Source organism: Corallococcus aberystwythensis (genome assembly GCF_003612165.1).
GTDB lineage: Bacteria > Myxococcota > Myxococcia > Myxococcales > Myxococcaceae > Corallococcus > Corallococcus aberystwythensis.
This window is the reverse complement of the sequence record NZ_RAWK01000150.1, coordinates 1-24,616: the sequence shown is the minus strand read 5'-3', so window position 1 is coordinate 24,616 and position 24,616 is coordinate 1. Positions and strand designations below refer to the sequence as shown.

The following is a 24,616-nucleotide window of genomic DNA, read 5'->3' as shown; positions in this document are numbered from 1 at the left end:
GGTGAGCGTGGTGGCGGAGCGGCGGTGCTCCACGTCCCCGCCCACGGCCAGGTCGAGCGAGGACGTCAGCGCGCGGCGCCATCCCGCGCGAGCGGCGACGCTCACCTGGCTCAGCCCGTACTCGCCCACCTTCTCGCGGGCGAGGGTGCCTCCGGTGTCCCGTGTCTGCTCGCCGTTGAGCCCCAGGCCATCCCAGCCCAGCGTGATGCCGACCTCGCCCTCGCCTTCCGCCACCGGGTGCGTGCCGCGCAGGTCGATGCGGTGGAAGCGCGACACGACGCCGCCCCCATCCGACCCCAGTTTCATCTCCGGTGAGATGCCCACGTCGTCGGAGCTGCCCAGCGCGAACAGGCGCAGGCGGCCCTGACCCACCTTCTGCTCGACGCGCGCCTGGTAGTCCCAGAAGCCCGCGTGCACCTGCTCCGCCTCCTTGCTCTGGAAGGCGTTGGCCGCCAGCGAGATGAGCAGCGCGGTGTAGCTGACGCGGCCCGCCAGGCTGACGCTGGTGCCGGTGGACTCGAAGGGCTGTTCAATGAAGCCGCCCGCGTTGATCAGGTCCGCGTACGCGGTGAAGTGCAGCCGGTCCTCGCGAGGACGACTGAGCCGCCCCTCCACCGCGCCACCCAGCACGCGGCCGTACTGCACCGGCGGCGTGCCCGGATAGAAGTCCACGGTGTCGATGAAGTCCGGGTGCACCACCGCGGGCCCGAGCAGCAGGTGGTACAGCATCGGGATGCGCACGCCGTCCAGGAAGAAGCCCGTCGCCGCGGGCTGGCTGCCGCGCACCACCGGGTAGCTGATGCCGGACGCGAGGCTGCCCACGCCCGGCATCAGCATCACCACGCGGAAGGGGTCGCCCATCGTGCCGGGCACCTCGCGGATCTCCTGCTCGTGCAGGCTGATGCGTGTCACTTCGGTGCGCGGGCGCTCGTCGCGCACGACTGTCTCGTAGGGGTTCACTTCACGCGGCTGGAGCCGGTAGACGACCTGGAGCGTCTGGCCTTGCGTCAGCGTCTCCGGGAACGCCGTCGTCTCGTGGCCCGGCGCGCGGACCTCCAGCGTGTGCGCGCCCGGCGTCACGTCCAGCGTGAAGCGGCCCTGCGCGTCCGTGGTGGTGGCGGGCTCCGAAGCGCCGTCCAGGAAGAGGGCCGCGTCGGAGAGCGGCCTGCGCGTGCCGCGTGCGCGCACCTCGCCGGTGAGGTGCGTGGTGGCGGCGGGGACCTGCACGGGCGGCGTGAAGCGGTAGACGAAGGGCAGGCGCACCGCCACGGGGACACCGCCCAGCGTGGCCGGGGTGAAGCGCAGGCCCGGGGCCGCGGCGAGCGCCGCGTCGGTGAGGCGGGCTTCCACTGCGGCGCGCACCACCTTGGCTTCCGCGACGCGGCCCTCCACGTCCACCAGCAGCTCCAGCTCCACCTCGCCCGGCGTGCCCTCCAGCCCCTCGGGCCATGCGGCGGGCGCGTCGGCGGTGAGGCCCGGAGGCACGAGCGACGTGTCGCCCCCGTCGGAGGACAGGCCCAGGCGGACGGCGTCCTCGGCGGAGAGGGCCTGGCCCGCGTCGGTGGCATGAACGTCCACCTCCACGGCGCGCGGCGCGCTGGTGGTGGAGGGCACGCCCTGCGCGCGGGAGGTCGCGCCGGACAGGAGAATGAGGGCCAGCCACAGGCGGACGGCAGGGGGAACGGACATGTGCGGACGCATTAACACCGGCCCCCTACGAAACTGTCACTCCTGCCGGACTTCCTGACCATGTACTTCAATTCCGGATGACGAGAGGATGGGGCTCCCGCCGGTCGCGCAGTGCCCCCATGAAACACAAGCTCGTCGACTACTTCCGCCGCATCGCACCTCTGTCGGACGAGGAAGCCCAGGCCATCCTGGACAGCATGGTGGTGAGGACCTGTCCGAAAGGCGCGCACCTGCTCATGGCGGGCCAGGTCTCCACCGAGGCCTACTTCGTCCTCCAGGGCTGCGTCCGTCAGTACTCCGTCGTCGACGGTGAAGAGCACAGCAACGGGTTCTTCACCGAGGACGAGTGGGTCCTCTCGGTTCAGAGCATGATGAACCAGACCCCGGCGGATCACTTCCTGGTCTGCACGGAAGACACCACGCTGGTGGTGGGCACCGAGCAACGCGAGGGGGACCTGTATCGACGCTTCCCTCGCTTCGAGAGCATCTCCCGGAGGGTGATGCAGAAGGTCCTGGCGGAGCAGCAGGAGCGGTTCGCTTCCCATCTCACCGATACCCCGGAGCAGCGCTACCTCAAGCTCTCGAAGACGCGGCCGGACATCCTCCAGCGGATTCCCCAGTACCAGCTGGCCAGCTACCTGGGCGTGAAGCCCGAGTCGCTGAGCCGGATCCGGAAGCGGATCGCCACGCGCGGCAAGCCGGCTACGCCGCGACGGAAGGCGTGACCGTCCGGAACCCCCTGGCGATGAGCCAGCCGCCGAGGAACAGCTCGAACAGGCCCCCGGGCCCTGCGAAGAGGACGCCCCACGGCAGCCCGAAGAGCTCGAGCACGGCCCCCAGCGCCAGGAGCCCGTAACCCACCGCGCCCACCAACGGGAGCACCGCGGGAAGAAGCCGGGAGCGGTACAGCGACAGGCAGAACACCACGCTGCCGGCCCCCAGGATGATCATCGCGAGCTGGTACGCCCAGAAGTTCCCCTTCGAGAGAAGCTTGAACAGGGTCACCAGCTCCGGCGGCGTCTGCCCCTGCGCGGATTCGCCGAGTTGGAGGATGCACAGCAGGAACACCACGCCGACGATGAGGGTCAGCGCCTCCATCACCCGCGTGCACACGTACGCGACGGCGATGCCCAGACTCCGCTCGCGAAGGATGGGAAAGAACAGCACGCCAATCCCGACGACGAGCAGGGAGTTCAACAGGAGCAGCAGCGCTCCCCCGACGAACAGCGTCCTCTGACCGGTGACCAGGGCCAGCTGCTCCGGCTCCTTCAGGACGGAGGTGACGAGCGCGGTGCCGATGCCGTAGGCGAAGAACGGGAGGAGGAAGAGGACTCCCAGGGAGCGGGAGTGAAGGCGGGGGATGTCCATCGCGAGAGCTCCAGAACGTTCAGCGACGTTGTGGCCTCCAGCGTGGAGGGGGGCGCCCTCGCCTGCATTGACGACGGTTAATAAACCGGTTCCTTTTGAGCTGGGCGGATGGGCCTCCGCCGAGGGCACGACGACCGCGCGCAATTTCTTGCCTGCATCAGCCTCATCCTGGCCGGGACCGGCTCCGTCCGATAAGCGGTGCGCGCTTTGGGCATGCTGTTCCTTCCGATAGAACCTGTCCGGGGACGGATGGACCCGGTAGACCGGAGCCAACCGGAGTCGGAACCCTGGGAGGACGCGGATGCGTTGGACGGGCAAAGTGGTGACCTGGGGCCTGGTGGGATTGCTGGGGACCGTGTGCGGATGCACCAAGGAGCCCGGAGGGGGCGGAGGCGGCACTCCAGAGGGCGGTCAGATGTCGGGCAAGGTGGTGAATGCTCGGGGCCAGCCGATGTCGGGGGTAACGGTCGTCGCCGACAACACGCTGCTCTACAACTCCAACGCCCTGGCGACGACGGGGGCGGATGGCACCTACCGCATCGACGTGAGCAAGCCGGCGGGAACCTGGCATGCCAGCGCGACACACAAGGTCCAGTACAACTCCCGGTCGTACACCTTCGATCTGGATCCGAACGACGACAGCGTCTTTGCCGGAAACGAAGGCGCGGTGCGCAACTTCACCTGGAAGCTTTCGGGCAAGCGCGCCGACGACACTGGCAACTACGGTGGGTTCGTCGCGGTCTACGTGGATCAACTCATCGATCCCGCGGATCCGGAGCAGGCCATCAACTCGGATGACATCGAGCTGACGCTGACGCCGAGCGGCAAACTGGTGGACGGCAGCGACGGCACACCCATCACCCGGAAACTGGTGCGCACTCCGGACGGTGACGCGGTACAGGATGTGCCCGTCGGCCGGTACACGGTGACCGCGCGCTATGCGCAGGCGGGCAAGTCCCCCCGTCCGATGCAGGTCCGCATCCGGGACACCGGTGACTACGCCGACTCGGTGACCGCGGACTTCGACGTCCTCACCACCACCCGGCATCAGATCCTGCTGAACGCCCAGCTTCCGAGCTCATAGGAGGAACAGGGGCCCTGGGGTCCCCTCTGAGATGGCCGCGCCATGCGTCAAATACACCTGCCCCGGACAGCCATTGCCCGTCGGCCCGAACGTCTGCCAATCCACCGCAAGCTTGATTGTCTGGGTCAGACCACGGGCTCGCGGGACAGCCGGGACAGGTGGCCTCCGCTGGACTCCGCGAAGCGCCGGACCACTTCCGCGCGGCCGGCCCCTCCGTGTTCCGTGATGTAGGCCAGCTCCTGGGGCATCAACAGCTTCACGGGGATGAGCTGCACGTCACCGAACGGGGTCGTGATGATGGAGGGCAGCGTCCTCGCGGGCGCGTTGATGAGCACGCCCGCACGCCCCTCTTCGTTGAGCAGTGCTTGGACATTGTCCCCAGCCATGGGGATCTCCGTGGAGATGGCGCCGAATCTCCCGATGAGCTCGAGGAAGTGGCCATTGCCAGCGGCGATCTGGGACACGATGGCAACCAGCTGGAAGAGCCAGGTGCCCCACATCTCAGCGATGTCGTCAGTCATTGGCTCGTCCGTCTCGGCGATGAACTCAATGCCAAATCCGATGGACGGCGCCTCGTGGGAATCGAACGGGTCCGACAGCCCATCGCTCGCCACCAGGGTGTTGCCCTCGCGGCGGATGGCGCGCCAGCCCTGCCGGAGGCTGGGCCAGCGGGGACCGCCCGTGAACGCTGGATTCATGACCGGCGTGAGGATGTCGTTCCCCATCCGGCCAATGGAGCGGTAGGTATTGTCGCGAGCGGTGGCAATCTGCCTCAGGAGTTCATGGGGGTCATCGGGCATGAAGCAAAGCATTCCCTGGCGGAAATGGAGGAGTCCATCCGTTGCGTTCCAGATGTACGGTCCGGAACGGTGACCCTGCACTGGAGACATCCGCCACCGAGCGTGAGAGCTCACGCCACCGCAGCATCGAGCGGCGGAAGTGCTCCTCCGGTGGCTCTTCAATACCGAAGGTGTGAAGCAGCACGGGGCCGTCGTAGCCCGCTCGGCGCAAGGGGAGCAGGTACCCGGTTTCCACGTCGAGGTCTCCCCGGTCGAGTGGCTGGATGACATCTGACCAGCCTGGGCCTTGCGGATTGAACTCACGCGAGGCGCCATGGATGCTCACGAGGGCGAGCTGGGGCGCGGCGGCCTCAATGACCTCCTCCAGCCGGTCGCGGTTTCCCGCCCGGAGTTCGTGGCAGAGGTGGAGCGATGTCTTCAATTGGGGCCGGTCCACCGCGGCAATCAGGGCAAGCGACTCCTCGACGTTCTCGATGGCCTCCCCATCGTGTGGGTACAGCACGACGTCCACCCCACGCGCGGTCGCCAGGTCCACCACGTCGCGGACCGACGCGACCATGGACGCCTTCGCGTCGGCAGGTCCGCTCATGATGAGCCAGAGCGCTGTCCGCCGTGGAGCGAGCGCCGCCAGCACCCCGTCCATTTCCTCGCGATTCCAGTCTGTATTGAAGGGCAGGCCCAAGAGGACCGCGGGAAGGTGGACCCGTCCCGCCTCCACCGCGGGCTGGTGGGCATAGCTGTCAAAGGCCTCATGGCCCGGCCAGAACAGCGTCACGCCGGTGTAGCCGAGCGAGTCGAGCAGTTCCACCTGCGCGGCGACCGGCCGCGATTCCAGCGTGAAGTTGAACGCTCCCAGCGGAGCATCGCCTGAAGCAGGCTCGCGTGGCTCGGCACAGCCCACTGCGGCCACGAGCAGCGCGGCCGCGAACCACTTCGGCCATGGGTCCCGGTTGAAATCGAAGGCGTCTGTCCGCATCGCCCGGGATTGGACCCCAGTGGCAGGGGGCCGGTCCAGGCGCTGGCGGTCACTTCAGGTTCGTTCGAAAGAACGAGGTCAACTTCTCGAAGGGGATGAGGCCGACACGGTCGTAGAGATCCACGTGACCCGCGCCAGGCACGATGACCAGCTCCTTGGGGTCACCGGCAAGCCGGTAGGCCTCGTCGCTGAACTCCCGGGAATGGGCGCTCTCGCCCGCGATGAAGAGCATGGGCCGGGGAGAGATCGTCTCGATGTCCGTGAACGGGTAGAAGTTCATGAACTTCGTGTTGCTGCTGAGCGTCGGATGCGTCGTGGTGTTCTGGCTGTGCCCCCGCGAGGTGCGGTAGAAGTCGTAGAACTCGCGATCAATCGCAGTGGACTTGTCACCCAGCGCTTCGGGCGTCCCGCCGGTATACTTTGTTTCGCCCCCCGCGAACTCCACATCGCGCTGCAACGCTGCCTCCTCGATGAACTTCCTTCTCTGCTCGAGGGTCAGCGAATGATTGAGCCCGTTGCGGCTGGCGGCGCCCATGTCATACATGCTGACAGTCGCGATGGCCTTGATGCGCGGATCGATCTTGGCTGCACTGATGACGAAGCTCCCGCTGCCGCAGATTCCAATGACGCCAATCCGCTCCTTGTCGACAAGCGGCTGGGTGCGAAGGAAGTCCACCGCGGCGCTGAAGTCCTCGGCATAGATGTCTGGCGCGACAACGCTGCGGGGTTGGCCTTCACTCTCGCCCCAGAAAGACAGGTCCAGGGACAGGGTGACGAAGCCCTGCTCCGCCATCTTCGTGGCGTACAGGTTCGCGCTCTGCTCCTTGACCGCACCCATGGGATGTCCGACGACAATCGCCGGATGCCTTGCGCCGTCAGGCAGCCCCTTGGGAACGAACAGGTTCCCAGCGACATCCATCTTGTATTGGTTCTTGAAGACGACCTTCTGAACGGTGACCTTGTCGCTCGTGTAGAAGTTGTCCGCACCGTGGGCCGTGTCCCCAGCCGTGAGGCCTGGCGTCGGGCGCGCCACCGATGCCGCAGGCGATGCGCAGGCCCCCAGTGAGGAGAATGACCCGAGCAGAAGTGCACCGAGCAAGCGTTGTTTCATTGGCTTCATCCTTCTGGGTGTGAGGTTGGTTCAGGCGGCGCTCTTCAGCGACGCCATGCGAACTTCGGCTTCGTCCACGCAGGCATCCCTTGATGCCCGGAGGGCCAGGAGGGCCGCTCCGCCGAGCAGTGCGGCGCTCGCGACGAACGTGCCCTGGTACCCGCTCCGGTCGAACAGCAGTCCTCCGAGCGAAGCGCCCACCGTGATGGCGAGCTGGATGGCCGCGACCATGAGGCCGCCGCCAGCCTCCGCGTCGCGCGGCAGCGTGCGGCTGAGCCACGTCCACCACGCGACCGGCGCCGCCGTGCCGATGAGCCCCCACCCCACCAGGAGGACGGCCGTTGCCGCGAGGGATTGGCCGAGAACGGTGAGCGCGACCGCGATGACGGCCATCACCACCGGCGCGGCGATGAGCACCGCGGACAGCCGCCTGGCGACGAGGAAACCGATGAGATACGTGCCCAGGAGCCCCGCGGTGCCCATCCCCAACAGGACCAGCGACAGCGTGGACACCCCTACCCGCGTGACCGTCTCCAGGAAGGGACGCAGGTACGTGAAGAGGGCGAACTGGCCCATGAAGAAGAACGTGACCGCCAGGATGCCCCACAGCACCTTGGGGCGCCGGAGGATGGCGAACGTGCTCGGAGGCGGAGCGGCGCGCTCCGTGGGCATGCGGGGCAAGGTGAAGAACTGCCACGCGAGGGTGATGGCCGCGAGCGGCACCACCGCGAAGAACGCCCCCCGCCACCCGATGTACTGGCCCAGGAAGCTGCCGAGCGGCGCCGCGATGGTGGTGGCCAGCGCGTTGCCACCGTTCAGCAGGGCGAGCGCACGCGGCACCTCCCCCTCGGGGACCAGCCGCATGACGGTGGCCGCAGACAACGACCAGAAACCGCCGATGACGATGCCGATGAGCGCCCGGCCGAGCATGAGCACGGTGAAGGTCGGCGCCAGGGCGGTCACGAGGCCCGACGCCACCATCGCGCCGGTGAGGCCGAGGAGCAGCTTCCGGCGGTCGACGGACCTGGCCACGGACGCGATGAAGAGGCTCGTCAGCACGGCGAAGAGACCGGACACGGCGATCGCCTGGCCGGCGCGCCCTTCGCTCAGGTGGAGGTCCGACGCGATGGGCGTCAGCAGGCTCACCGGCATGAACTCGGACGCGACGAGCGTCGAGACGCACAGGGTGAGCGCGAACACGGCGCCCCATGACGCGGAGCGCGGGGCCGGCGCCACGGGCGCACCGGCGAGTTGGATGGACATGATTCCCTCTCAGGTTGTCGGGCGCGCTTGAAGGCCTCGACGTCCGCGTGGGCCATTGCCCCGCGTGTCGTGCCCGCTGAAGCAGCAGCGCCGATGAAAGAACTACGCGGCTCGCCTTCTGGTGGCCAGATGGTGAGGAGCGAACGGGGCGTTAAGCAGAAGTTGATGGTGGCCCGGAGATCCGCCGAAAGTGACCCACAGGGAACCCCTGCCATGAAGACAGCCCTCTTCCAGCAGCTCCACGTGTTCCTGGCCGTCGCGAGGCTTCAGAGCTTCAGCGGCGCGGCGCGCGAGCTTGGCGTCTCCACGGCCGCCGTGAGTCAATCGGTGCGGCAGTTGGAGGAGCAGCTGCGCGTGGTCCTGCTCAACCGCACCTCGCGCAGCGTGGCCCTGACGGACGCGGGGCGGCGGCTGGTGGAGGAGGCCGGTCCGGGCCTGGCCCAGGCGGCTGCCGCCCTCCACGGGCTCTCGGATCAACCCGGGGAGGTCGTCGGACGGCTGAAGCTGTCCGTGCCGCGAGCGGCAGTGCCCCTTCTCATCGCGCCCGTGCTGCCGGCCTTCCGGGAGCGGTACCCCCGTGTGGAGGTGGACGTCGTCCTCGAACAGCGCCTCGTCGACATCGTCGCGGAGGGCTACGACGCCGGCGTGCGCCTGAGCGAGACCATCGAGCGCGACATGGTGCAGGTGCGCCTGACCGACGCCTTCCGCTTCGTGGTGGTGGGTTCACCGGCCTACCTGGAGAAGCACGGCACGCCAGCGCGCCCCGAGGACCTGCTCCAGCATGAATGCCTCGTCCTGCGCTCACAGACGACCGGAACGCCCTACGCGTGGGAGCTGGAGCGCGGAAGCAGGACCTGGCGCATCCCGGTGCACGGCGGCATCGCCACCAACGACGAGATGACCGCGGTGGCGCTCGCCGCCGAGGGGTTGGGGCTCGCGTACGCCCTGGAGCCAGCCATCCGGGAGCCCCTGCATTCCGGACGCCTCGTGCGGGTGCTGGAGGACTACGCGCCCACCGTGCCTGGCTTCTTCCTCTACTACCCCAGCCGCGCACAGCGCTCGAAGCCCCTGCGCCTCTTCATCGAGGCAGCCAAGGGGCTGCTCGGCAGGACGCCCTGAACCGCTCGCCACGGTGTGATTGCCAACGGTTGGCTGCCTCCGGGGACTAGTGGTTATCCACGACATACTGGTTAGGGAAACTTTCCGGCTTCACAGGCCATAATCAGTAAAGCCCGAGTACCGGATTCTCTCCGAGGAGTGCCCATGAAGGTTGGTCAGACTGTCCCCCCTACCACCCCTGTGAAGGCCCAGAATGCCCAGACGACGGCACGGCCGGCGTCCTCGGCGGAGCTGGCGGTGCTGGCAGCCCTGAAGGCAGTCGTGCCCACTCCGGCGGCACCGGCTGCGTCCACCACCGGGGGCACCGCGCGGGCGACGTTCACCGCCGCCCTGCCCCAGCAGACCGGTCCGGCCAGCGACCTGATGCCTCCCTCCACCAACCCGCCTCGCAACGAGCGATTGGAGCGGGCCGTCCGCGATGCCGTCACGCGAACGCAGCAGGAGAACATCCCCTTGCCGAACGTGACCGAGCGCAATGAGTTGTATGCGCTCGCCCAGAAGATGCGGAACGAGGGCTGTCTCGACGTGAAGCAGATCGAGGACGCGCTGGTGGCGAAGCTGCGCGAGAAGGTGGACGGCCCGAGCCAGCCCCGCACCAAGGCGGAGCTCGATGCGGTCATCGACAAGGCTTTCAAGCGCGTCTACGACAACGACACGCGTCCCACCACCGAGTCGGAGAAGGCCCAGTTCCGCGAGATCGCCCAGGAGCTCGCGGCCAAGGGCGGCGACGCCAAGTCCCTCCTCTACGGCCTGTCGGAGAAGATCCGGCAGGTCAAGGATTGGGGTGGCAAGCCCGGCGACCCGGGGGTCATCAAGGCCGCCATCGACAAGGGCTTCGACCGGGTCTTCGAGGGCAAGCGCAAGCCCAGCTCCGCGGAGTACGCGGAGTTCACGAAGATGGCCGAGGAGATGGCGAAGAAGGGGTCCAGCTCGCAGGACATCATGTACGCCGTCGCGGAGAAGATGCGGGCCGGGGAGAGCACGGGCGGAGCGCCGGCGAACTCGCCGCAGGTCATCGACGACGCCATCGACAAGGCCTTCAAGCGCGTCTACGAGAACGACGCGCGCCCCACCACGGAGTCGGAGAAGGCCACGTACCGGGCCTTCGCCAAGGACCTCGCGGACAAGGGCATGGGTCCCAAGGACGTCATGTACGCCGTCTCCGAGAAGGTCCGGCAGATCAAGGACTGGGGCGGCAAGCCGGATGACCCCAAGGCCATCAAGGCCTCCATCGACAAGGCCTTCGAGCGGGTCTTCGACGGCAAGCGCACGCCCACCCCGGCCGAGTACACGGAGTACACCGCGCTGGCGAAGAAGATGGTGGAGTCGGGCTCCGGCTCCCAGGACATCATGTACTCCATCGCCGAGAAGCTCCGCTCGGAGAAGGACTTCGGCAAGACGCCCAGTGCGGAGGGCATCGTCAACACCGCGTTCCAGAACGTGCTCGAGGGCTCCTACCGCGCGCCCAGGCCCCGTGAGATGGACGCGTGGAAGAAGGTGGCGGACGATCTGCTCAAGAAGGGGATGTCCCCCAAGGACGTCCTCCTGGAGATCCGGACCCAGCTGCGCGTGGCCCTGTACAACGCCTAGGCCCCGGGCAGGCGGCCCCCTGAGGAGCGCGGCAGGGGGCCTCCCCGCACTGTGTGGTACGAGAGCCCTGGTCCTGGAACCGGAGGCTCGCGTTGACGTTGTTTCGAGTGTTTCTGACTTCGCTGTTGGTGTGTGTGGTCGCGTGCGGTGATTCGAATCCGGCGGAGACCCCCGACGCCGGACAGAGCCGCCCCGACGCCAGTGTCGAGACGCCCGACTCGGGCAACCCACTGCCGGACGCAGGCACCGGGGAACCCGACGCGGGCGCAGAGACGCCGGACGCGGGGACGGAGGAGCCTGACTCCGGTACCGGAACACCGGATGCGGGCGCCGAGACGCCGGACGCCGGCTCCGAGACGCCCGATGCGGGCTCCGGAACGCCGGACGCAGGCGGCCCCGCCGACGCGAACGTCATCGACAACGGCGGCTTCGAGGAGTGGCCCGGTGCGCTTCCGGCGCTGTGGTCCGGGAGCACGTCGAACATCGAAGGGGTGCAGAAGGTCACGACGCAGGCCTTCGAGGGCGTGAACGCGGCCCGGTTGATCAACCCCCTGACCGCGCACCGCCGCTTCAGCACCCTGGCGAAGTCCATGCCCGCGGGCCGCTACACGTGCACCTACCAGGCGCGGGGGACCGGTGAGGTCCGCAACGGCTACTTCGGCACCGACTTCTCCACCACCTACTCGTCCTACACGACGGTCGACCCCCAGACGTGGAAGCAGGTGACGTACACCTTCAACCTGGCCAACCCGGTCTTCGAAACCTTCGAGCTCATCTTCAGCGTCCGGAACACGAGCGGCGAGCACCTGCTCATCGACAACGTCCGCTGCGTGCGGACCCCCGAGCCCTGTGATCAGGTCAGCTGCGAGGCCTGGGCACGCTGCGACAACGCCACCGCGACCTGCCAGCCGCTCTCCGGCCGCTGCGACGACGCCACGGACTGCAACGAGTGGCAGTCCTGCGACGCGACCCACACGTGCGTGACGGCGGAGGAGCGCTGCACCCGCCACGCGGACTGCGCTGCGACCCCGGAGACGCCCGTCTGCGACACCACCACGCATCTGTGCGTCGAGGGCGACCCTTGCGATGGCGTCACGTGCAACAACCCGGCGACGAGTTGCAACCCGACGACGGGCGTGTGTGAGCTGTCCGAAGGGGCCTGCTTCACGACCTACGACTGCCGTGGGGACCTGCCTGCCTGCGACGCGGCCACCCGGCGCTGCGTCGCGGCGGACCACTCCGCGAACATCATCCGCAACGGCGGCTTCGAGAGCTGGAGCATGCGCTCCATCCCCTACCAGGGGGTCTACTCCGTCCCTGACTTCTGGTACGGGCTCGACAACGGCGTCGCGGACCCGGGCACGGAGATCAAGCCCTCGCGCCTGGTGCGCTACACGGACGCGGTGCACGGCGGCATGGCGGCGCTGCAGTTCGTGGTGCCCATCCAGGTCGCGGAGCGCTTCTCGTCGGAGAAGTTCAACGTGCCGGCCGGCAACTACTCCTGTTCGTACCGGGTGCGGGGCCACGGCAGCATCCGCCACCGCAGCTATTCGAGCGGCGGCTGGAGCCCCCAGACGGACTTCCTCGCCGTGGACAGTGACGAGTGGCAGCCGGTGTTCTTCCGCTTCACCGGCAACGTGCGTGACTGGCGCCTGTTCTTCTATCCGAGCCGCAGCGTCGCCGACCGCGCGCACCTCCAGGTCGACGACGTCGTCTGCACGAAGGACTGACGCCTTCAGTTCACGCGGAACGGCACCTGCCGCTCGAATTCACGGCTCGGCACTCCGATGATGGAGTACGCCGGGGACTGGATGGGCGGCATGGTGCGCAGGATGCGGCGGTGGAAGGTCGGGTAGCTGGCCTTGAACTTCCCTCCGTTCCACACGCGCAGCAGGTTGGACGTGAAGAGGCCGTTGAAGACGCCGTCGCTGGAGAGCTGATTGTCCTGGCACCCGGAGATGAGCATCACCGTCGCTTTGAGCGTCAGCTTCGGATCCTCCTTGGGCAAGCCCTTCAGGATGGCGTCGTACATCGCCTTGTTGTCGCGGTACGTGCGCTGCTCGATGCCCAGGGGCATCTCCTTGAAGCGCCGCTCCGAGTGGTGCGTGCTCTGCACCGTGTCCGCCAGCAATTGCAGGCTGCCGCTGGAGCGCAGCGCCGCGTAGGCCACCCGGCTCACCGTGCCGCTGTGGCAGCTGTCGGAGAGCATGAAGACCCGGACGCCAGCCTTGAGCTTCGACATCGCCTGGTAGATTTCGTCGTCTACAAGTTCTCCGTCATACAGACACCACGTCTCATCCAGGCCGTCGGACTCCTCTCCGTTGATGTCGGGGAGCTGGCCGCCGTGCCCTGAGTAGGTGAACAGCAGCAGGTCCCCGGCCTGGAGGACCGACGCCGCCTCGCCCAGTTCCGCGAGCACCGCCGCGCGCGTGGCGTCCTTCGTCATGAAGGGGCGGACGCGGCTGAATTCCTGCGACTTCGCGATGCTGACCATGTCCTCGGCGTCCGCTTCGCACGCTTGCAGCTGGCCATCCCAGCCCGCGTAGTGATGCGGATCCACCGCGTTCAAACCGATGTTGATGGAATATCCCTGCGCCATGACAGTCTCTGCCTCCTTCACTGACGGTGGAGACTGGCGCTCGGGTTGTCAGGAAGGAGGCGGGGCACGCTGCGTTCTTCCGGTCCTTCCCCGGCCGGGAGCCCGGGGCTCGCTCCCTCCGCTCCCGTGTGACACGAGAGGTTACGTGGCCCGTGGTTCTGTGACCTGACGCGCCACGCGGCACGCCCCCGCGGAGCCGCGTCCAGAGGGAGTGCCGATGGGTGGAAGGGTGGCTCGGTGGGTGCATGAACGGCCAGCGCCGGGCTTCACCGGGACCGGCATGCAGTCATCCCCCCCAACGAGAGAGTTCTCCATGATGATGAAGCTGACGGGCCGCCTGCTGGCGGCCGCGCTCCTGAGCGTGACGGCCGCGGGTTGCCAGGGTGAAGAGCCGACGGCGACCGAAGCGGGCCCCCTCGCGACGCAGGAAGCGAAGGCCGAAGGGACGTGCATCGAGGGCTTCGAGGGCATCAAGAACTGCGCGACGGGCCGCGCGACGCTCACCAACACCGGGAAGAGCATCGCGGTGTCCGGCCTGGGCAACGTCAAGGAGGACGGCTTCTCCAGCGAGTTCCCCCGCGCCACCGACTGGGTGCTGAGGACGGAGCTGGGCGGGATTGGCGCGCTGGGCCAGGGCTTCACGCTCGCGGCCCGTGATGGCGACCAGCTGGTCAGCGCCATTCGTGTCGAGCCGGGCAAGACGCGCGACCAGGTGACCATGACCCCGTCGTTCACGGGCCGGGCCGGCGGTTCGCCGTACACCGTCAACCTGTGGCGCGGCAACATGCTGATGAACTCGCACTACTACGAGCAGGATATGGGCGTCGGCTCGGTGTGGTACCAGCTCCACATCGGCCTCACGCGGCTCGACTTCGGCTTCAAGAACCACAGCAGCCCCTGGGGCATGTACAGCCGCATCGCCCCGGGCTCCTGCGTCTGGACCTTCCGCGGCACCGGTGATGCCTTCACGCTGAATGTGGATGGCAAGCGCATCAGCGGCGACTTCCTGGAGATCGTCGAGGAGATCGGCGACGGCCAGTACCCGTACACCGGCTTCTCCTCCATCGACGTGAAGGCCGCCGCCAGCACCTTCAACGTCCTGGGCGAGTCCACCGTCGCCGCGAAGTAACCGGCGTCAACACGCCGGGCGGGGTCCCTCCCCTGCCCGGCGCTTCCGGCCGCTGGATGCCTGACGCACGGGGGGTGCGTTAGGCTGGGCCTCCCATGGTCAAGATCTCCGGCGCCCCTGGTCCGACGACGACGTCCGTCCCGAGTGTGGACACGCCTGTGACGCAGGCTTCCTCCGCGGCGACCGGGGCAGCCTCGCGCCGCTCCAGCTCCGTCTCCTCCATGGCCGCCCCCGTCGCGGCAGGCGCGAAGGCTCCGGCGCAGCGGAAGATGGAGCAGCAGCTCTCCGCCCTCCCGGATGGTCCCACACGACAGGCCCTGCTGAAGGCGCTCTCCAGCGGCATGTCCCCGTCCGACGCTGGCGCGATCGCCACCACGCTGGGCGGACTCAGCCCCGCGCAGCAGAAGGACCTGTCGGCACTGCTGTCGAAGGCGGGCCTCAGCACCAAGGCCTCGCCCCGCTCCGACGCGGACGCGGAACGCACCTTCCTCCTCAAGGCCGTGGCGGGCGGCGCTTCGGGCGCCACGCTCAAGCGGCTGGCGGATCAGATTCGCGGGCGTCCCCCCTCCAACCAGGGCTTCTCCTTCAACCCGCTGTCCGCCTCCGCGGGGACCACGAAGCGCTCGGCGCCCACCAGCGCCGTGGACGCCGCCGCGGCGAAGCTCAAGACGGCGATGGACGACGTCTGGGGCACCGACGAGGCCGCGGTCTTCGAAGCCCTGGAGGGCCTGGACCCCTCCCAGCTCAAGGAGGTGGCGCAGAAGTACGAGAAGCTCACGAGCACGCCGCTGGAGGACGCACTCAACCTCGAATTGGAAGGCGCGGACCTGAAGCGCGCGCTCTCGGCGCTCGGACGCCAGGGGCCGGCCGCGCCTGCCGCGCCGGTGCAGGCTCCGGCCAAGGCCGCCGCGACCACGAAGGCCTCCGCTGCGTCCGCCGCCGAGGTCCAGAAGAACCTCGACACGATCCAGGTGAAGTCCAAGGACGAGGGCACGATCCAGCGCGGGAACGCCGTCGAAATCAACGACCTCATTCCCCGCAACGTCGCGACCTGGAAGCCCCCGAAGGCGAAGCTCTACGCCCCCCTCAAGAAGGCGGTGGAGGCGCGCAACAAGGCGCAGGCGGCCGTCACCGCGGCCACCACCGAACCGGCGAAGAAGGCCGCGCAGGAGAAGCTCAAGGCCGCGGACGCCACCGTCCAGGCCGAGGGCGAGAAGGTCAAGGCGTGGATGAAGGAGCACATCGGCACGAACCAGGGCCTCCGCGACGCCACCGCGGCGGTGAAGGTCGCCGAGCGCGGACTCTCCAAGCTGGAGAAGCAGCAGAAGAAGGCGAAGGTGCCGAAGGACCCCGTCGAGGCGGAGAAGTTCCGGCAGACCCAGAAGACCGCGCTCGATGCCGCGAAGGCGAAGGTCACCGACGCGCAGGCCCGGGCGAAGACGGTGAAGGAGGGCCTGCTCGCACGGGTCGACGCGTACGCGCCCATGGTCCCCGTGAAGCAGACCCGCTCCGAGGTCACGGTGAACGGGACGACCGTGACCATGCGCAATGGCCGTGAGACGCCGTACACGAACTCGTGGGACGCGGTGGATGGCGGCGCCGTCAAGGACGACTCGCACGCCCAGGTCGCGTCCCAGCTGGAAAAGAGCGGCATCAGCGAGGACCGGCAGAAGATCCTCGCGTCCATCTCCGGCCTGGAGGGCACCTTCAGCAAGGTGAACACCTGGGACACCGGCCGTGTGTCGTGGGGCTTCACCCAGTGGACGCTCGGCAAGGACGGCAACGGCACGCTGGCCGGTTTCATGCGCGACCTGAAGAAGTCCGACCCGGCGCAGTATGAGAAGAGCTTCGGCAAGTTCGGCATCGACGTCGACGCCAAGGGCGTGGTGCTCACCCGCCCGGACGGCACGGTGCTCAAGGGTGTGGCGGCGGCCGAGGCCATCCGCACCGACGTGAAGCTGGCCGCCGTCTTCATGGCCGCGGGCGCCGACCCGGCCATGCAGCAGGCTCAAATCAAGTACGCCGACGAGGGGAAGATCTCCGGCACGCGCGACAGGACGGTGTCCGTGACGGGCAGGGACTCCGAGGGCAAGTCCAAGACGGCGAAACTGAAGCTCAAGGACGTGGTCACCAGCGAGTACGGCAACGCCATCATGACCGACCTCGCGGTCAACGCCGGGTCGGGCGGGAAGGTCGCCGCCGCCGCGCTGGAGAAGTACGTGAAGGACAAGGGCGTGGACCCCGCCAAGGTGAAGGAATGGGGCCCGGACGCGGAGAAGGTCATCATCGCCGCGCTGGAGCACGCCTCGCGCTCGGAGCGGCTGGCGCACCACGCGAAGGCGGGGTTCAGCAAGGCGCCCAATTCGTTCGGGGACTGATGGCACAAGGCCCCTCCCCCGCTCGCACGGGAAAGGGGCCCCTTGCTACGCGGTCAACGCGAGGGCTTCAGCTCCGGCGGCGGCGGCGCACCACCAGCGGCAGCCCCGCCAGCGCGAGCGCCCAGAACGGAGCGCTGCTGGCGGCGGCGCACCCCCCGGAGTCGTCGTTGTCACCCGGCTGCTCCGCCACCGGCGAGCCATTGCCCACCTTGATGGTCAGCTTCGTGGCGGCGGCGCGGTCGCCGTCGCTCTTCTGGTCCGCGTTCGTCGAGTTGCCCGCGCCGAAGAGGTTGAGCGTGACATCCGTGGCGGGCGCGACGAGCGAGAAGTTGAAGCGCAGCTCCGTGCCGGTGAAGGCCTGGGGCGCGGAGTGGGTCAGCTCGCTGCCCAGCTTCTTCAGCCCGGTGCCCGCCACGAGGCTGGTGCCCGCGTCGTCGACGGTGATGCCCGCGCCGCCCGTCTTCGCGGCCCCGCCCCGGATGATGAGGGTGTACTGGCCGGTGGCGCCCTTCTCCAGCGTCGAGGGACCCTCGAATTCCACGGAGGGGGCCTCACCGCCCTTATGGCAGGTGTTGCAGGTCGCCGTGTCCTTGCCGGAGTTGCCGGTGATGCCCGTGCTGGTGGCGAAGGCAGGCGCCGCCCCCAGCATCGCAATGACAAACACACCCGTTCCACGAACCCACTGACGCATCGGATTTCCGTTCATTGTCTTGTGTCCTGACTAGCGCAGCTGGAGGAAGGAGAAGGACAGCCCCTGCGTCTTCACCGTGGCCTTGCCGTTGTCACCCAGCACCCGGAAGGTGGTGGACGCGGCGCCGGCGCCGAACTCGGTGTAGAGCGTCTGGTTCTCCGACTCGAAGAGGAAGACGCTGCCGGAGGTGGACGGGATGTCGGCCTTCCGCGTCGCGGTCAGCGTGTCCAGCTTCAGCTCCCACCACTGCCAGCCGGTGCCGCTCGCGATGGTGCGCGGGTGCGTGCCCTCCGCCACCGGGGCGATGCTCTCATCGAGCACGCGCACGTACGCCGTCCCCGCGGTGGGGCTCGGGATGAGCGCGCCCGCGTTGCCGCCGCCCACCAGCGACTCCAGCGAGCGGTAGAAGGTCGTGTCGAACAGGTGCGTCTGGGGGTCGAACCGGAGCAGGCAGGGCTCCGGCGCCTCCTGGCCCATCACCCGGCGCACCGCGGCGCCGTAGGCCTCCGTGGCGACGTACACCTTGCCGTCGGTGCCGAGCACGGCGTCGTGCGTGTAGCCGCACCGGTTGTCCGTCGCCACCGAGACGGTGTCCGTCGCCGTGTCGATGGAGACCATGCCCGCCATCTTCGTGACGTTGGTGCCCTCCACCGGACGCCAGCCCACGGGCATGTGGATCTGCCCGGGGGTGTGCACGACCGCGCCGGAGAACGCCATGACCGTGTCCGGGAGGATCAGCGAGTCCAGCGGGCGGCTGCCCGTCACGGTCATCGCCGTGGGGTTCCAGATGACGATCCGCGCGGCGTTACCGTCGAAGAAGTACGCCTTCGTCTCCGACACGAACTGGAAGTTGGCCTGGTACTCGCCCAGGGACGTCACGCCCTCGCTCGCGAAGCTGACGGTGCCCGCGGCCTCCAGCTTCCCGGCGCTGTTCAGCTTGTAGCGGGTCACCGTCGCGCTCTCGTCGCTCACCACGTAGACGGAGCCGGACTTCGGGATGCCCACGCCCAACGCGCGGCCGGACACCTTGATGGCGCCATCCAGCGACAGCGTCGCGGCCTTCTCCGCGTCCGGCGTCACCACCACGTAGCTTTCAACCGGGTCCGCCACGAGCTGCTGCGTGGTGATGGCGTACAGCGGACCGTCCGTGTCCGTTCCTTCCTCTTCCGAGTCGCCGCAGCCCACGAACAGGGACAGGGCGACCGCCGCGGTGGAGAGTCGCAAGGAACGCAAGGCAAACAGATGCTTCATCGGCAATGGCCTCTTGGAGATGGGGGGTTGAGCGCCTGGCGTTCCAGCCGGGACGGGGGCCCGGACATGAAAACGATAAGCATTCTCAATTTCATATCCTGTAGAGGTGTAGACGCATGATGTCAAGAAAGAGACGCGCTCCCCTTCAATCCGGACAGCCTTGGGTGGGGTGGGTCCGGGCACGCCGGTCCCGCGGCGCGCCCCTATAGTCCCCTCATGAAGGACGCTTCCTCACCGCTCCGCTCCATCGTCGCCCTGCCCCTGACGCCGGAGGGCTTCGCTCCCTTTGGCGACGTCGTGTCCGCCGGGCTCAAGAGCGGCGCGTCGGCGAACCAGGGCACCGCGGTGCGCTTCGACTGGTCGGCGCGGCTGGAGAATGGCCGGCCGGGTGCGAAGCCGAACCTCGCGGTGTTCCGCTCCGTGCCGCAGCCGCTTCCGTTCACCGTGAAGCTGCTCGAACACCATCCCCAGTCGAGCCAGGCGTTCCTGCCCATGCGCTGCTCGCGCTTCCTGGTGTGCGTCGCGCCCACGGCGGCTTCGGGCGGGCCCGACCTGGACGGGCTCGTCGCGTTCGTCTGCGGCCCCGGCCAGGGCGTGAACTACCACCGGGGCGTGTGGCACCACCCCATCATCGCGCTGGATGCGCCGGCCGAGTTCGCGATGCTGGCGTGGGAGGACGGGAGCGCGGAGGACTGCGTCGTACGGCAGTTCTCCACGCCCGTGTCCGTCATCGTCGGGGACTGAGCCGTCCCCTACCCCGCCGTCTTCGGCTGCCGCGCGAGCCACGCGCGCCACTCGTCGGCGGTCTCGTACGTCTCACCGGAGAGCTGCTTCAGCACCATGACCGCGGGGTCGCGGTTGATGGGCAACGTGAGCGCGGACATGCCCACCAGCTGTTCCCCCAATTGGCGGAGCAGCCCGGCGCGCTGCGCCTTCAGCGCCTCCGGTGAGAGGTCGTCCAGCAGGTAGGAGAGGAGGTACGTCGCCTTGTTGCGGTCGGTCGCCATCGGCATCGTCACCGCGTCCGCCACCATGGCCACGTCCACCAGGGGCTTCGTCGCGGCTTCCTGCGTGGCCGTCAGCACGCGCAGCACGCTGTTGCGCACGGAGGAGTGCGGATCGCGGATGAAGGGCTGAAGCCGTTGCGCGGTCTCCTCTTTCGTGGGGGCGTAGGCCAGCAGGTATGCCGCCGCGACCCGCTTCTCCGGGTCCGCCTCCTCGCGCAGGACGGCGGTCAGCGCGTCCAGCTGCCCCGGCACCTTCGCGAGGAACTCCGGCTCGAAGGACGCGAGGTCCGGGTGGCCAAATCCACCGACACAGCTCGCGACCTTGCAGCTGGAGTCCTCAGACAGCTTCCCCTGCATCTGGAGCTGCTGCAGGCGCTCCACATAGGCGTTCCACCGGGCGAGCAGCCCTTCCGGATCCGTGGGGTGCCCCTTGGGCTCAGGGAGGAAGCGCAGCCTGCCCGCGTCCTCGGCATCCACCATGTCCATCACCACGAAGGCGGTGCCCTTGCGCTCCTCGGCGAAGTAGATGGACATGGACGCACGGGCGAAGGCGAGGCCGTACTGCTCACGCAGCGCCGCCTCCTTCTGCTTGAAGATCGCGGAGCTGTGCACGACGGGCTTGCCCACCTCCAGCCCCATCAGCCGCTGGACCGTCTCCCGGTCCACCTTCCGCGAACCGAAGGCATCCACGCCCATGAGCGTCATCGTCATGAACGGCGCCTCGGGTGCCTTCGCCAAGTTGGCGCGGGCCTCCGCGACGATTCCGCTCCACGCGGGCAGCGGATGCAGCGCCGCCAGTTCCGGGTCGTATTCGAGATGATCCGCGTCGTAGTAGCCGCCCTGGACCGCGCGCTTCAGCACGTCCACGGCCGCGTCCGCGTGGCCCGCGAGCGAGGCACAGCCCGCGGCGCGATAGAAGGACTCCGCGCGGTCCGGCCCTTCCGCGTTCGCCTCTCCGGAGGCGCGGAACCGCTCCGCGCACCGCTCGAAGTCCAGCGCGTCATAGGCCTGCTCCGCCTCCACCGAGAGCTGCTGGGCCCGTGCTCCCGGGTCGGCCGGCTTCGGCGCATGTGCACAGCCCGCCCCCAACGCGACCACCCCCAGCGCCATCACGAATCGCATCGCGACCCACCTTTCGAGAAAGCGCGTATCTCATGCAAGCTGCGAGCAGGTTTCAAGGAGCGCCCCCCATGGCCAACGCCATCTCGAAGACCGCGTACTACACCCTGGCCTGCCGGGCGGAGGACGCGCGCCAGCCCCGGCCACTGTGCAACGACACCTTCGCCGCCCGCTTCATGGACGACGAGGCGCGGCAGGTCTGGGCCCGCTTCCAGTCCTTCCGCGAGGCCAACGCCAGCAACGCCGCTCGGCACCAGATCATCGACGCGCTGGTTCAGGAGGAGCTGGACCGGGCTCCCGACGCGCGGGTGGTGGTGCTGGGCGCGGGCTTCGACACGCGGGCCTACCGGCTCCGCGGCGGCCGGTGGCTGGAGGTGGACGAGCCCGCCATCCTCACGCTCAAGGAAGCGAAGCTGCCGGTGACGGAGGCGAAGAATCCCCTGGAGCGCCTCTCCATCGACTTCGCGGCGGAGTCACTCGCCCGGAAGCTCGCGCCCTACCAGGACTCGCGGCGCACGCACGTCATCATCGAGGGCGTGCTCATGTACCTGTCGGACGCGCAGCGCGCGGACATGTTCGCGGTGCTCCGGCAGGTGTTCCCCCACCACGCAGTGTACTGCGACCTGATGACCGCCACCTTCCAGCGCGAGTACAGCCGCGACCTGCACGCGGTGCTCGTCAGCATGGGCGCGTCCTTCCAGGACATGAAGGACACCCCGGAGGCCACCCTGCTGGAGGCGGGCTACACGGCCGCGTCCTCCACCTCCGTCCCCCTGCGCGCGCTGGAGCTGGCCGGCAAGCGCGTCCCGGCGTTCATCGTCCGCCGGTTCATGCGCACGGTCCGCGACGGCTACCGCATCTGGAAGTTCGAGCGGAGCTGACGCTTCACTTCGCCTTCGGGGGCTGCCCCAGCGCCACGCTCCCCAGGATGAGCGTGCCCGCCACCAGCATGGTGGGCGTCAGCGGCTCCCCCAAGAGCAGCCAGGCCCAGGTCAGCGCGAACAGCGGCACCAGGTAGGTGACGACGGAGGCGCGCGGCGCGCCAATGCGCTGGATGAGTCGGTAGAACACCGCGTACCCGAGGCCGGTGCAGATGACGCCCAGGGCCGCCGCCGCCAGCCACGGCCGCATGCCGATGGACTCCGTGGGCCACGTGGCCACCGCGAAGGGCAGCATCAGCACCGCGCCGCAGGCCAGCGTGGCGGCGGCGACCGCGGCGGCTGGCAGTCCGGTGAAGTGGCGGCGCACCAGGTTCGCGCCGATGCCGTAGAGGAACGCGCCCGTGGTCCCCGCCGCCACGGCCCAGGCGACACTCGCGCCCGCGGCCCTGCCGCTGGCCAGCACCACCACCCCCGCGAAGCCCGTGAGCAGCGCCACCGCGCGCCGGGCCCCGATGCGCTCCCCGTAGAAGAGGAACGCCACCAGGGCGGTGAAGAGCACCGCCATGCTGTTGGTGATGGCCCCGACGCCCGCGGGGGCCTGCCGCGCGGCCCAGGCGAACAGCGAGAAGGGCACCGCCGCGTTGATGACGCCCACCAGCGCCAGCCGGGGCCACAGCGCGGGACGGATGGCCGAGCGCGCGCGCCAGAGGAAGGGCATCAGCACCGCCGCGCCCAGCACCAGGCGCAGCGCCACCAGGGGAATGGGGCCGAAGGCCGGCGCCGCGATGCGCAGGAACAGGAAGGACGCGCCCCAGATGGCGGCCAGCCCTCCCAGCTCCAGGGGCGTGACCCACGCCTGGGTGAAGGTGGGAGTCACGGCCTGGGGATGCGGAACGGATGCGCTCATGATGGCCCCCTCGTGCGAGGAAGGAATCTGACTTCTGTCTGGCCCTTTCATCACGCCCGGGCCTCCGCTTCACAAGCGCATCGTTTCCGTGTCAGACATGAGCCAGATTTGAGGCTCGTCCATGACCCTGCGCACCGACCTGCTCCCCGCCCTGGCGGCCTTCGAGTCCGCCGCCCGCCACCAGAACTTCGCCCGCGCGGCGGAGGAGCTGCACCTGACCGCGAGCGCCGTCAGCCACCATGTCCGCAAGCTGGAGGACCGGCTGGGGGTCGTGCTCTTCCAGCGGCATGCCCGGGGCGTGGCGTTGACGGCCGAGGGGCGCCAGCTCGCGGACGCCGCCAGCACCGCGCTGTCGGACATGGACAGCGTGCTCGTGGGCCTCCGGCATTCACGGGACGAGGACGCCGTGGTGCGCGTCACCACCGTGCACTCGCTGACCTATGCGTGGCTCCTGCCGCGCATGCCCGGCTTCACGGCCCGTCACCCGGGCATCCGGATCCACGTGGACACGGAGATGGCGCTCACCCGCTTCGACGAGGGCGGGCCGGACCTGGGCATCCGCTATGGCCAGCCCCCCTGGCCGGGGCTGAGCGCGCAACCCCTCATGGACGACGCCCTGTTCCCCGTGGCGTCTCCGCGGCTCGCGGGCATTGAGCACGTACGCGACGCGGAGGACGTGGCGAAGCTCCCGCTCATCGCGGACCTGACGCGCCAGGGATGGCAGGACTGGTTCCGCTCGGCGGGCGTGCGCGCGGTCCGGTTCGAGGAGCGCTACAGCTTCAGCGACACCACCGGCGCGCTGATGGCCGCGGTGCAGGGCCTGGGCGCGGCGCTGGCCCGCGAGAAGATCGTCACGCCCTACTTCGCGGATGGCCGCCTCATCCGGCTGCCCGGTCCCATCGTGCCCACCCGCGCCAGCTACTTCGTGGTGTACCCCGCGCACCGGCGCCTGCGCCCGGCCGCGCGCCTCTTCGTGGATTGGCTCCTGGCGCAGCGCGACAGTCCTGACGCGCCGGTTCCAGCCGCGACGCAAGGCGTTGCACCGCCGCGCCGGAAAGTTCCCCAATGACAGCCTCCAGTCCGTGTGGCATCAAACCCTCCCAATGACATGCATTTACTTGTCTGGGAGAGAGGTCCACAGTGTCCTCGCCGTTCACCCACGAGGAGCACACATGCGTACGCTGGTGAAGTCCCTGCTGTCGGTCTCGGCTCTCCTGTCGCTGGCCCCCACGGCTGCCTTTGCCCTGCCGCCCCAGTGCAGCTACCTCGGCTGTCGCACGCAGGAGTGCGACGCGTACCGCTACATCGGGGTCACGGTGGAGACGACGTGCGGTGAGTACACGAACTACATGTCCTGCGGCGGCGCCGCCGTCGCCCCCACCACCACGGCCTCCGTGACCGCGGACGAGTCCCGCCAGGCAGAGGACGCCTCGCAGGTGTGCAGCGAGGAGCACCCCGCCGCCGAGCAGTCCGTCACCGTCGGCACCTGAGCCGCGGTCCGCTTCCTCGCGGGGCCCGGGCTCATGGGCCGGGCCTCGCTGCTGTTCCCGCCGTGGCACGTACCGCCCGTGCGCTCCGAGGGTGGGTCCCCCCTTCGTCGAGCTCCGGCCCCCAGGCGGCCAGGCATCCTCCACGCTTTCGCTTGTGCCCGCCC

Annotated in this window: 22 protein-coding genes; 11 read left to right on the top strand and 11 right to left on the bottom strand. The window is 68.8% G+C overall.

Annotation, left to right across the window (positions count from 1 at the left end):
* Positions 1-1,689 (bottom strand): TonB family protein (locus tag D7W81_RS24005; protein ID WP_120557721.1); only part of this gene is annotated, 1,689 nt, incomplete at its 3' end.
* A gap of 119 nt (positions 1,690-1,808) precedes the next feature.
* On the opposite strand from D7W81_RS24005, the gene D7W81_RS24000 reads away from it, so the two are divergent.
* Positions 1,809-2,414 carry a Crp/Fnr family transcriptional regulator gene (locus D7W81_RS24000; RefSeq protein WP_120557720.1) on the top strand — a complete coding sequence of 202 codons (606 nt, stop codon included), beginning with the start codon at positions 1,809-1,811 and terminating at the stop codon, positions 2,412-2,414.
* Here the strand turns inward: D7W81_RS24000 and D7W81_RS23995 are convergent.
* Positions 2,392-3,057: a DUF4386 domain-containing protein gene (locus D7W81_RS23995; protein WP_120557719.1), complete on the bottom strand. Its 666-nt coding sequence runs from the start codon at positions 3,055-3,057 to the stop codon at positions 2,392-2,394. The genes D7W81_RS24000 and D7W81_RS23995 overlap by 23 nt on opposite strands.
* A gap of 319 nt (positions 3,058-3,376) precedes the next feature.
* Here D7W81_RS23995 and D7W81_RS23990 point away from each other — a divergent pair, with 319 nt between their 5' ends.
* A complete protein-coding gene (locus D7W81_RS23990; protein WP_158621674.1) occupies positions 3,377-4,141 on the top strand; it encodes a carboxypeptidase-like regulatory domain-containing protein in 765 nt (254 codons plus the stop codon).
* A 125-nt stretch (positions 4,142-4,266) separates the two neighbouring features.
* Here the strand turns inward: D7W81_RS23990 and D7W81_RS23985 are convergent, their stop codons facing one another.
* Genes D7W81_RS23985 through D7W81_RS23970 form a run of 4 tightly spaced genes read right to left on the bottom strand, consistent with a single transcriptional unit; the run spans position 4,267 to position 8,291 of the window.
* The gene (locus D7W81_RS23985) at positions 4,267-4,941 is read right to left on the bottom strand and encodes a hypothetical protein (RefSeq protein ID WP_120557717.1); all 675 of its coding nucleotides are present in this window, start codon (positions 4,939-4,941) and stop codon (positions 4,267-4,269) included.
* Positions 4,931-5,917 (bottom strand): sugar phosphate isomerase/epimerase family protein, encoded by a 987-nt coding sequence (locus D7W81_RS23980; RefSeq protein ID WP_120557716.1) that lies wholly within the window; start codon positions 5,915-5,917, stop codon positions 4,931-4,933. Before D7W81_RS23980 ends, D7W81_RS23985 begins: the two co-directional genes overlap by 11 nt.
* 49 nt (positions 5,918-5,966) lie before the next feature.
* On the bottom strand, positions 5,967-7,028 hold the full coding sequence (locus tag D7W81_RS23975) for an alpha/beta hydrolase (RefSeq protein ID WP_120557715.1): 1,062 nt from the start codon (positions 7,026-7,028) through the stop codon (positions 5,967-5,969).
* A gap of 30 nt (positions 7,029-7,058) precedes the next feature.
* Positions 7,059-8,291: an MFS transporter gene (locus D7W81_RS23970; protein ID WP_120557714.1), complete on the bottom strand. Its 1,233-nt coding sequence runs from the start codon at positions 8,289-8,291 to the stop codon at positions 7,059-7,061.
* 213 nt (positions 8,292-8,504) lie between these two features.
* On the opposite strand from D7W81_RS23970, the gene D7W81_RS23965 reads away from it, so the two are divergent.
* From D7W81_RS23965 to D7W81_RS23955, 3 genes are all read left to right on the top strand, one after another.
* Entirely contained in the window at positions 8,505-9,410 is a 906-nt protein-coding gene (locus tag D7W81_RS23965) for a LysR family transcriptional regulator (RefSeq protein WP_120557713.1), read from the top strand.
* Between the two features lie 144 nt (positions 9,411-9,554).
* Positions 9,555-11,000 carry a hypothetical protein gene (locus tag D7W81_RS23960; RefSeq protein WP_147445594.1) on the top strand — a complete coding sequence of 482 codons (1,446 nt, stop codon included), beginning with the start codon at positions 9,555-9,557 and terminating at the stop codon, positions 10,998-11,000.
* 107 nt (positions 11,001-11,107) lie between these two features.
* Positions 11,108-12,730 (top strand): invertase recombinase-like protein, encoded by a 1,623-nt coding sequence (locus tag D7W81_RS23955; RefSeq protein WP_244227385.1) that lies wholly within the window; start codon positions 11,108-11,110, stop codon positions 12,728-12,730.
* Positions 12,731-12,735: 5 nt separating this feature from the next.
* On the opposite strand, the gene D7W81_RS23950 is transcribed toward D7W81_RS23955, so the two are convergent.
* Positions 12,736-13,599, bottom strand: coding sequence for a caspase family protein (locus tag D7W81_RS23950; RefSeq protein ID WP_120557710.1), 864 nt, complete (start codon positions 13,597-13,599; stop codon positions 12,736-12,738).
* A 313-nt stretch (positions 13,600-13,912) separates the two neighbouring features.
* On the opposite strand from D7W81_RS23950, the gene D7W81_RS23945 reads away from it, so the two are divergent.
* Both D7W81_RS23945 and D7W81_RS23940 read left to right on the top strand, forming a co-directional pair.
* Positions 13,913-14,728 carry a hypothetical protein gene (locus D7W81_RS23945; RefSeq protein WP_120557709.1) on the top strand — a complete coding sequence of 272 codons (816 nt, stop codon included), beginning with the start codon at positions 13,913-13,915 and terminating at the stop codon, positions 14,726-14,728.
* 95 nt (positions 14,729-14,823) lie between these two features.
* On the top strand, positions 14,824-17,106 hold the full coding sequence (locus D7W81_RS23940; RefSeq protein WP_120557708.1) for a hypothetical protein: 2,283 nt from the start codon (positions 14,824-14,826) through the stop codon (positions 17,104-17,106).
* A 67-nt stretch (positions 17,107-17,173) separates the two neighbouring features.
* On the opposite strand, the gene D7W81_RS23935 is transcribed toward D7W81_RS23940, so the two are convergent.
* Positions 17,174-17,812, bottom strand: coding sequence for an MXAN_6652 family MXYO-CTERM-anchored protein (locus tag D7W81_RS23935; protein WP_438503371.1), 639 nt, complete (start codon positions 17,810-17,812; stop codon positions 17,174-17,176).
* A 15-nt stretch (positions 17,813-17,827) separates the two neighbouring features.
* On the bottom strand, positions 17,828-19,048 hold the full coding sequence (locus D7W81_RS23930) for a DUF4374 domain-containing protein (protein ID WP_120557706.1): 1,221 nt from the start codon (positions 19,046-19,048) through the stop codon (positions 17,828-17,830).
* A 216-nt stretch (positions 19,049-19,264) separates the two neighbouring features.
* Between D7W81_RS23930 and D7W81_RS23925 the strand changes: the two genes are divergently transcribed.
* Positions 19,265-19,792 (top strand): ureidoglycolate lyase, encoded by a 528-nt coding sequence (locus tag D7W81_RS23925; RefSeq protein WP_120557705.1) that lies wholly within the window; start codon positions 19,265-19,267, stop codon positions 19,790-19,792.
* 8 nt (positions 19,793-19,800) lie between these two features.
* Here D7W81_RS23925 and D7W81_RS23920 read toward each other — a convergent pair whose 3' ends face one another.
* A complete protein-coding gene (locus tag D7W81_RS23920; protein WP_120557704.1) occupies positions 19,801-21,177 on the bottom strand; it encodes a hypothetical protein in 1,377 nt (458 codons plus the stop codon).
* A 68-nt stretch (positions 21,178-21,245) separates the two neighbouring features.
* Here D7W81_RS23920 and D7W81_RS23915 point away from each other — a divergent pair, with 68 nt between their 5' ends.
* Positions 21,246-22,055, top strand: a complete 810-nt coding sequence (locus D7W81_RS23915) for a class I SAM-dependent methyltransferase (protein WP_158621673.1) — start codon at positions 21,246-21,248, stop codon at positions 22,053-22,055.
* Positions 22,056-22,059: 4 nt separating this feature from the next.
* Here the strand turns inward: D7W81_RS23915 and D7W81_RS23910 are convergent, their stop codons facing one another.
* A complete protein-coding gene (locus D7W81_RS23910; RefSeq protein WP_120557702.1) occupies positions 22,060-22,962 on the bottom strand; it encodes a DMT family transporter in 903 nt (300 codons plus the stop codon).
* A gap of 121 nt (positions 22,963-23,083) precedes the next feature.
* Here D7W81_RS23910 and D7W81_RS23905 point away from each other — a divergent pair, with 121 nt between their 5' ends.
* Both D7W81_RS23905 and D7W81_RS23900 read left to right on the top strand, forming a co-directional pair.
* On the top strand, positions 23,084-24,031 hold the full coding sequence (locus D7W81_RS23905; RefSeq protein ID WP_120557701.1) for a LysR substrate-binding domain-containing protein: 948 nt from the start codon (positions 23,084-23,086) through the stop codon (positions 24,029-24,031).
* Between the two features lie 103 nt (positions 24,032-24,134).
* The gene (locus tag D7W81_RS23900) at positions 24,135-24,452 is read left to right on the top strand and encodes a hypothetical protein (RefSeq protein ID WP_120557700.1); all 318 of its coding nucleotides are present in this window, start codon (positions 24,135-24,137) and stop codon (positions 24,450-24,452) included.
* The last annotated feature ends 164 nt before the right edge of the window (positions 24,453-24,616 follow it).

Bases quoted from the DNA above. Each gene is read 5' to 3' on its own strand.
- D7W81_RS24000 (WP_120557720.1), top strand. From the start codon at position 1,809: ATGAAACACAAGCTCGTCGACTACTTCCGCCGCATCGCACCTCTGTCG.
- D7W81_RS23995 (WP_120557719.1), bottom strand. From the start codon at position 3,057: ATGGACATCCCCCGCCTTCACTCCCGCTCCCTGGGAGTCCTCTTCCTC.
- D7W81_RS23985 (WP_120557717.1), bottom strand. From the start codon at position 4,941: ATGCCCGATGACCCCCATGAACTCCTGAGGCAGATTGCCACCGCTCGC.
- D7W81_RS23980 (WP_120557716.1), bottom strand. From the start codon at position 5,917: ATGCGGACAGACGCCTTCGATTTCAACCGGGACCCATGGCCGAAGTGG.
- D7W81_RS23975 (WP_120557715.1), bottom strand. From the start codon at position 7,028: ATGAAACAACGCTTGCTCGGTGCACTTCTGCTCGGGTCATTCTCCTCA.
- D7W81_RS23970 (WP_120557714.1), bottom strand. From the start codon at position 8,291: ATGTCCATCCAACTCGCCGGTGCGCCCGTGGCGCCGGCCCCGCGCTCC.
- D7W81_RS23965 (WP_120557713.1), top strand. From the start codon at position 8,505: ATGAAGACAGCCCTCTTCCAGCAGCTCCACGTGTTCCTGGCCGTCGCG.
- D7W81_RS23960 (WP_147445594.1), top strand. From the start codon at position 9,555: ATGAAGGTTGGTCAGACTGTCCCCCCTACCACCCCTGTGAAGGCCCAG.
- D7W81_RS23950 (WP_120557710.1), bottom strand. From the start codon at position 13,599: ATGGCGCAGGGATATTCCATCAACATCGGTTTGAACGCGGTGGATCCG.
- D7W81_RS23945 (WP_120557709.1), top strand. From the start codon at position 13,913: ATGATGATGAAGCTGACGGGCCGCCTGCTGGCGGCCGCGCTCCTGAGC.
- D7W81_RS23940 (WP_120557708.1), top strand. From the start codon at position 14,824: ATGGTCAAGATCTCCGGCGCCCCTGGTCCGACGACGACGTCCGTCCCG.
- D7W81_RS23935 (WP_438503371.1), bottom strand. From the start codon at position 17,812: ATGAACGGAAATCCGATGCGTCAGTGGGTTCGTGGAACGGGTGTGTTT.
- D7W81_RS23930 (WP_120557706.1), bottom strand. From the start codon at position 19,048: ATGAAGCATCTGTTTGCCTTGCGTTCCTTGCGACTCTCCACCGCGGCG.
- D7W81_RS23925 (WP_120557705.1), top strand. From the start codon at position 19,265: ATGAAGGACGCTTCCTCACCGCTCCGCTCCATCGTCGCCCTGCCCCTG.
- D7W81_RS23920 (WP_120557704.1), bottom strand. From the start codon at position 21,177: ATGCGATTCGTGATGGCGCTGGGGGTGGTCGCGTTGGGGGCGGGCTGT.
- D7W81_RS23915 (WP_158621673.1), top strand. From the start codon at position 21,246: ATGGCCAACGCCATCTCGAAGACCGCGTACTACACCCTGGCCTGCCGG.
- D7W81_RS23910 (WP_120557702.1), bottom strand. From the start codon at position 22,962: ATGAGCGCATCCGTTCCGCATCCCCAGGCCGTGACTCCCACCTTCACC.
- D7W81_RS23905 (WP_120557701.1), top strand. From the start codon at position 23,084: ATGACCCTGCGCACCGACCTGCTCCCCGCCCTGGCGGCCTTCGAGTCC.
- D7W81_RS23900 (WP_120557700.1), top strand. From the start codon at position 24,135: ATGCGTACGCTGGTGAAGTCCCTGCTGTCGGTCTCGGCTCTCCTGTCG.